This window comes from Nostoc sp., assembly GCF_041747015.1.
Taxonomy (GTDB): Bacteria; Cyanobacteriota; Cyanobacteriia; order Cyanobacteriales; family Nostocaceae; genus Nostoc.
Genome location: NZ_JBGTFY010000256.1, coordinates 1 through 7,663, shown reverse-complemented (window position 1 = coordinate 7,663; position 7,663 = coordinate 1). Strand labels below are relative to the sequence as shown.

5 protein-coding genes and 2 pseudogenes are annotated in these 7,663 nt (G+C 37.3%); 1 reads left to right on the top strand and 6 read right to left on the bottom strand.

Going from position 1 to position 7,663, the window contains the following annotated elements:
• Positions 1–155: 155 nt before the first annotated feature.
• Complete coding sequence (locus ACEW80_RS21120; RefSeq protein WP_373528471.1) at positions 156–1,751, bottom strand: S8 family serine peptidase; 1,596 nt, start codon at positions 1,749–1,751, stop codon at positions 156–158.
• 130 nt (positions 1,752–1,881) lie between these two features.
• On the opposite strand from ACEW80_RS21120, the gene rpe reads away from it, so the two are divergent.
• Positions 1,882–2,589, top strand: a complete 708-nt coding sequence (gene rpe / locus ACEW80_RS21115) for a ribulose-phosphate 3-epimerase (protein WP_373528470.1) — start codon at positions 1,882–1,884, stop codon at positions 2,587–2,589.
• Positions 2,590–3,429: 840 nt separating this feature from the next.
• On the opposite strand, the gene ACEW80_RS21110 is transcribed toward rpe, so the two are convergent.
• The 5 genes and pseudogenes from ACEW80_RS21110 to ACEW80_RS21090 form a co-directional block, all read right to left on the bottom strand.
• On the bottom strand, positions 3,430–3,819 hold the full coding sequence (locus tag ACEW80_RS21110; protein WP_373528469.1) for a HetP family heterocyst commitment protein: 390 nt from the start codon (positions 3,817–3,819) through the stop codon (positions 3,430–3,432).
• Positions 3,820–5,726: 1,907 nt separating this feature from the next.
• A pseudogene (locus ACEW80_RS21105) lies at positions 5,727–6,137 on the bottom strand (transposase); the annotation flags it as partial.
• Positions 6,138–6,316: 179 nt separating this feature from the next.
• Entirely contained in the window at positions 6,317–6,703 is a 387-nt protein-coding gene (locus ACEW80_RS21100) for a transposase (RefSeq protein WP_373528468.1), read from the bottom strand.
• 10 nt (positions 6,704–6,713) lie between these two features.
• Positions 6,714–7,352 (bottom strand): IS1634 family transposase, encoded by a 639-nt coding sequence (locus ACEW80_RS21095; RefSeq protein ID WP_373528467.1) that lies wholly within the window; start codon positions 7,350–7,352, stop codon positions 6,714–6,716.
• A gap of 181 nt (positions 7,353–7,533) precedes the next feature.
• Positions 7,534–7,663 (bottom strand): annotated as a pseudogene (locus ACEW80_RS21090) (RNA-guided endonuclease TnpB family protein); the annotation flags it as partial.

Below are 7,663 nucleotides of genomic sequence, written 5' to 3'. Positions count from 1 at the left end.
CGCTCCTGAAGGGGACTTGACGCCACGCTCACGTGAGCTAGATCAAATTCTTCGTTTAGCCGCCTAGACCACCAGTTGCAACTTTTTGATACTTAGCTCAGGAATTTAATTTCTGGGTCAATTTCTGCAAAAGTATAGATTAGTGCACCCCTACTTCAATTGATAGGCACACTCCACCAAGCTAAACCGTAGGGTTGAGTCGCTTCATTTAATTTTTGACGAAACTGGACGCGGATTTTGTAATTGCCAGTAGCAGCAACGGGGCAGAAAATATGTTCTACACTATCGATTTGGCTGATTGAGGAGCAAACAACACCAATATCTGAATTTTGAGCATCAGCTTTTACTAGGTAGAGGTCGAGATTATTTAAACCGCGATCGCGAAAATTCTCGCCCATATCATACTGCTGGTTTTTATTGGTATCATTTAGCTCTACCACTCGATCCCAACTCAGGGTGATAGCAACAAAGCTCCCCTGCTTTAACGGTTTTACTAACATATAGTCAACAGACGCTCCAATATCGATTGTGCGATAATCCCAACCAATAACCGACACCGCAGCTGATGGTTGCCATTGACCAGCACTAAATTGCTCATAAGCGCGAAATGCGTTCAAATGGCCAGATCCCATTTGGGCATCCAAGGGAATATTCGGATCTTTATAAGCATCAGAATTTAGCCAATTTTGATTTTGTTTATCAATTAGTGTTCGGGTCATTCCCAACCGCAAGCCATCACCACTATCTAGGATTTTGTCTGCTGAATTTAGCAATACAGCTTTCATGACTTGATGATGCCGAGAATCGACGCTCCAGTGAGATTGTTTTGTCCGCATCTGTCGGTCAGCAAGTTCCTGCAACAAAGCAACAGTAGCCGTAACTTGCGGCGTTGCAAAACTTGTCCCCGTGACCTTTTTCAATTTGCCATCTGGATTCAGCAAAGGAATGTTATTACCAGGAGCAACTAAACTGATAGCGCGACGCCCACCAAGATTAAATTCCCTTCCAGCTAACCGTTTGCTTACTCCTTCGTTAGCACCTGCCAGATTAGCCACGTCTACTTTATTAAAAACTCCGACTCTGCGGGATGAAAAAGCCACGTTCATTGCGTTAAAATTATCTGTGGGAATGGGAATACCACCCTTACCCTGGTTGCCTGCGATCGCATACAAAACATCATGAACGCGACTAGACCAGTCAACACATAAAGTTAGCAAAGCATTGCCGTCTAAAGTAGCCTCTGGTCTGGGATCACGGCTCAAAGCTTCACCAAAGCTAAAGTTAATGGCACGGATATCACCACTATTTTGTAGCGCTATGTGCTGGGCTGATAAGCACTCTTCTGGCTGACCCATATTTTTAGTGGAACCCACCGCAGATGAATACAGTCGCGCTCCCGGAGCAACTCCCGGCAAAGCTTTGTCCTGACTCACCATAACGCCAGCGACATTGTAAGCATGGGGGTCAACACCGATATTTGATTTAGCTAGCCCATTGCGTAAGAATACTCCTGCTACAGGTATGGCACGGTTTTTAGACACTGCCTTATCCCACCCAAACATTCCCGGTCGGCCAATTTCCACCTGACCAATAGCAACCTTGCGACCGATTAAATTATAAGGAGGTTGGTGTAACTTCAGAACGTCAATGCCGTTAGTTCCCAGAACCGATTCTAAAGCTGAAGCAATTACCGGCGCACTCAGACAGGAAGCACTCAATCCCCAAATTATCCAGGTTAGTTTTTTTGTCATTAGTTATTAATTATTAGTCATTCCCCTTGTCTCCCGCACTTCCCAAAAAAGAGCAGGATCAAAGTTATGAGTCTTGCTCAATATCTGGTTACAATGCTTACAGACGAGGACGCTTGAAAACCCACTAGCCATGACCCAAAACTCATCTCAAAAGCCCATTGTAATTTCTCCATCTATCCTATCAGCAGATTTTAGTCGTCTGGGTGACGAAATTCGCGCCGTAGACGCGGCTGGAGCGGATTGGATTCATGTTGATGTCATGGACGGTCGTTTTGTACCTAATATTACGATAGGCCCCCTGATTGTGGAGGCGATTCGTCCGGTTACAACCAAGCCACTGGATGTCCACCTGATGATTGTGGAGCCAGAAAAGTATGTAGAGGGATTTGCTAAGGCAGGTGCCGATATTATCTCCGTACACTGCGAACATAATGCTTCCCCACACCTGCACCGCACCTTGGGGCAAATTAAAGAGCTTGGCAAGAAAGCTGGAGTTGTACTTAATCCTGGTAGTCCTCTAGAGCTAATTGAACACGTTCTAGATTTGTGCGATTTAGTACTGATTATGAGCGTAAACCCTGGCTTTGGTGGTCAAAGCTTTATCCCCGGTGTATTACCCAAAATCCGTAAGCTGCGCCAAATGTGTGATGAACGTGGTCTTGACCCCTGGATTGAAGTAGATGGGGGACTGAAGGCAAATAATACCTGGCAAGTTTTGGAAGCGGGAGCCAATGCAATTGTCGCTGGTTCAGCTGTATTTAACACCAAGGATTATGCCGAGGCTATTACATCAATTCGCAATAGCAAACGTCCTACGCCAGAATTAGCCAAAGTTTAATTCATTTTTGAATTAACCATACTCTACAAAAAGTAGGGTAGGCAAATTGCCTACCCTACTTTTATTTATACATAAAAAACTGGAAGCTATTCAATTTTTTAACTTCCAGTAATTACTATATAAATTGAAAGTTTAGAAAGCAGAGATAATCCAGGTTGGGAGGACTAGGATTACAATAGTCGAAAGAGAAGCGTACTAGTCTATCAGCCACGATAACGTAACCGTAACTTTTCTATTTCCGTTCCTGGTATTGATGTTAAGCGTTTGCTTTATTAACTAAAGCAACACCAACCACAGGATAGAAAGGTTTATAAGCATTACTCTCACCGTCTGCAAGTCGTTGAAAGCTATGTAAAACTTGGATTGGGGAATCCACCTCCCCAAATTCTCTATGCTCACACTTCCTCAGAAAAAGAACCACCAGTAGCAACGGTTAGCTCGTGAGTCTTGATGTAGGAGTTATTTACTCCATGAAATGCTGACTACTTTTGTAATCAGTTTGATTTATTTCATAATCAGAACTAAGCATTGATTTTATTTTTAAAATTAACTTGCTTGCCAATCACCTCTATTTTGGTTGGAGTTGTAGTTTTTATTAGTTTACCAATCTCATTAGTATATATTTGCCATTTTGGCAGATTTTTAAGAAAATATATCAAATTAATGACTGCTATAGAAAACCTGCCATGCTATAAATTTTAACTTAGCATGACAGACTCTCAGAGACTCAATCAACTTTGGGGCAGAATCTATTGATTCAAAATACTTTTTAATTGAATCCACAGCATTTCAAGAAAATATCTTGAGGTTTTAATTGCAATTTCATTGATGTTTGTTAATTTACTGTGCCAATCTCTGATCTAAACTACCACCACGAATTTCTGTTTTTTGCTTTCCAACTACTTCTAGATAAGCTATATCTTTGATTTTGCTTAAGCAGCTTGATGATCCATTACTATCAGATATGGAATCATTAGTATGTTTCAGCATTTTTATATTTTCATTTTGCTGTTGATTTGTCCTACTGGCTTTAGAGTTTTCTTTTAGCAACCGATTGTAGGTGCGATATGGAATGTAATGGAGAGGATTATAGCCAGCAAATCGCAGCATTAAAACACACGCCCAGGAATATTTTCCGGCAAGAATTGCTTCAACTACTTTGTCAAGTTGTTGAGCCTTCACTGTATTCTCTAAGTTACTACTAATGCCAGCAATGTCTTGATTCATCATAGTTTTTAGTTATCTGGGATAAAGTAAACTAGTTTAGTTTCTGCGATTGTTGGTGTTTCAATTGAGGTTTAAAATCTGCACTAGCCTTTTTGCAGATGTTTAATCGCCTCGGGGAAATATCAATAGTGGGAAGGAAACCGGATCTTTTGCTTGTTAGTGAATGAAAGGTAAAAATGTATCTTTTGTCTTGTCAGATGACTGTTAAGACAAAAGTATCGGTGTGGCTCTTGGTAGATACAGTTTTGTCCTATTAAACTTAATCAACTCCTAATTCCATAAATTCTCTCTGCTCAAATGCTTGTATTTCTTATTACTGATAGATTAAGCAATTTCCGGCAAATTAGCATATTTTTTTATCGTCTAAAAAAATATTTATCTTTGAGCGTTAACAACGCTATTTGCATTTATACTATTTTTTGTCGTTAATGTCATCTGCTAATTTAGCAGATTTACAAGCTAAATTTACTAAATAGTTTTCGAGACTTCCTTGTGTATTGTGCAACTTTCAATTTTGTCCCCTTTTTGCTAATTCATGAGGGGTAATACCCCTCACCCGATATCAATTTAAAAGCTTTATTATTGTCAAATCACTAGAAAATATTACCATTAACTATGATGTGAAACAACCTCTAAAAATAGTAGCATATATGGCATTACAAAAAACTTACCAGTCATAACTATTGAAAATATTTTTAAAAATACTAATTGAATAATGGTATTTATTCGTCTGATATTTCTCTATTTTTAATGGATATAGCTGTAGCAAATTTAAATAAGATCATCGTAAGTTGATGATGAATTTTTCGTAAGAATTAGCCATAAACAATAGAGTGAGTTACAATAACCACTTTTTATTGGAAATGAAATATATATAGAGAGTTCTGACTATATGAGCAAAGTAAAATACCCCTGACAGGATGCTTTTACAAAGAAGATGTAGCAGGCTAAGTCTATACAGTCTTAGAAAATTAAGTAATAGTAATAAAGATAATTAGCAGAAAATATTGCTAAGTTTATTTAGCAACAATTTATATAATGTATTAACATAAAAAAATTGAGGTAAGTGAAATTACAGATGCAGTTGTTGCTAGGCTAAGTGGTAAGAAGAACCACCAATTGCTATGAGTTCATAATGAGTGCTTTGCTCAACGAGGATACCTTGAACTAGAACAAAAATATAGTCGTAGCATTTGCATTTTTTGAAACACTAGTCTTGAATTTTTAATCCTTTAACTCTTACCATTACTGAAATTTTCTTTCGCTTCCGGAAACACTCGGAAAATAAAATCACAAACGTAGAGCCTGCTTTTTCATGTGAGGAAAAGGTACATTTAGCAACACATATACTAAAACATCTATGTAGATTTATATGTATATAAAATTGCCAATCTCAGTTTGGTTAACCAAAAATAATTGTCGCAAAAACTTAGCTTTTATACTCAAAGATATAATTGGTGCCCACATTCCGCAGATGTGACTCAGATTATTGATATTTTGGAAAAATCCTAGCCAGAAAAATTTTATCTACCTCAATTTTCTGGTTGAATTTAACTTTATTTGCCAAAAAATAGAGCGTATTAAGTAAATCAATTTCACGAGTTTTGAAAATAGATTCACTCTGTCAATTAAAGTAGTCATTTTCGGTAAAATAAACATGGCAAGCATAGCCAAGAATATTTATATCTCTGCTAAAAATTTATATTTATGACTTTTATTTATAACTATCTACATCTTGTTTAGTCAAATAAACTCTCATCAAATCATTAGATAATATTTACTACAACTCTTTCCTAAATACCTGACAATCTTTTCACGTTCCTCTGTTAAATTACTCATTTTTTTTTGTCCATTTATGATTATTAAATGTACAGCTTGAAACATTTGAAATACAGCATTATTTCCGGCTGCTATGAGGTACAGTAGCAGCAATTAGCAAACCAGTTTCTTAAATGTTGAGGATTTATTAAATCAAGCGCAACTGAAATTATTTGATCTACCATTTGTGTGGTAGTCGGTGAAAACATTCGTAAGAAAGATTTAAGTTGTGACCACCATAACTCAATTGGGTTAAAATCTGGTGAGTATGGTGATAAACATATAACTGAAGCACCAACAGCTTCAATCATAGGCACAATTGAATCTAGTTTATGCGCGGATAAATTATCCATCACGACCACTGCTCCTGACCATAACTCTGACACTAAAAACTTCTCAACAAATACTTCAAATGCGTTGCCATCCATTGAATCATTCATTGTCATTAATGCAACTACTTTTTTAATACTAATGGCTCCAATTACCGTAACCTTTGAACCGACGCTCGAAGACTCGCTAACGCTGCGCTATCGATAAAAGGGGTTAAAAGAGTAAGCTCTTATTCCCATTTGTGAACGGGCATGAGTCCTTGTTAAACCAAGTAGAACCCCAGTTTCGTCCAAAAATACTAAATTTTCTGGCTCTATATTTTTGACCTGCTCCCAATAATCTAATCTTAAATTCAGAACTCTCTCAGTAAGAGCTTGGGTACTCCGCTTTGTTTTTTTTTACGATTTAATCCTAATTTCTGTAACGCACGACACATTGCACTTCGACCTACAAAATTGCCAGTCTTGTCTGCAAATAATTCACATAACTCTATCAATGTTGCATCTGGATGTGCTGCAACTAACTCTCTCAACTCTATGTCAGCATTTGTCAGATGACTAAATTGTGGTTTTCCTCGCGGCTTAGATTGTAAATTTCCATCAACTTTTTGTTGTTTTACAAGCTTCTGCACTAAACTCTTTGTCACGGAAAATATGTTAGCTACTTTCCTAATTGAGATGTTTTTCTCAATATGTGCTGCAACTATTTTTTCTCGAAGATCGACAGAGTATGACTTCATATAAAAGTATTTATATCTTAAATTCAGTGTACCTCATAACAGACGGAAGTGCTGTATCTCCATCTCCTGTTACTATCATGTCTATGATAAATTGTTTCAGGTCTGGTCTTTTATCTCTTGAGTATCCGTGGACTATTTCTATTGCTTTCATCTCTGGTTCTATTTCTAATTTATTCTCTTCTGTTTTTTGTTTTGTTTGCTCTATTTCTTCGATTTCTTTTTTATACTCTCCTTCCACACTCATTGATGTCCCATCTAAATGAATACTATGCATTTCTACTTGGAATTTATGGGCTGCTTTTATGGCTACTGCTGTAAATATTTTTGTCGTTCCTACTTGATAGCATTTGTCGAGTTCTCTTCCTAGTTTGTCATCATTTAAATGTTTTGGTAATACTCCTTCTCCTATTAGATGTTCTGTCGCCTTTCCTACAAAAAATTCATCCAATAGGTATAATAGGGCGCTTAAAAATCCTAATCCATTCAATATCATTGCTTTGATTACTTGTCCTGGCGTTAGGTTTTCTTTTCTTTTTATTCCCACTATTTTATTTACTTCTTCTACCAATTCCATCTCATCTATTATTCCTGCTACTATTCCTAAATGATCTATATTTAGGATTTGCATTGCTTCTTTTGACTCTTTCATGTTTTTTCTCTTTCTCTACTTCACTCTTATTATTTTACAAATAAATAGCCTGAAATGATTGCCAGATAATCATTTCAGGTTTTTTACTCTTACAATTCATAATTATTTAATCTGCTTCAATATCTGCGGAATGTGGGTTGGTGAATCCCTGAGAAACCTTAATCATAGAGGTGACATACTCCTACACTGATGCAACGCATACAGTGTAGGCTTCCAAGACAATCCGGCTATTGCTTAGGAGGCTCTTGGCTTTAAGAACGGAATGCCCTGCCGCTCTATTCTTCACGTTAATTGCTGCATTATGATCGCGG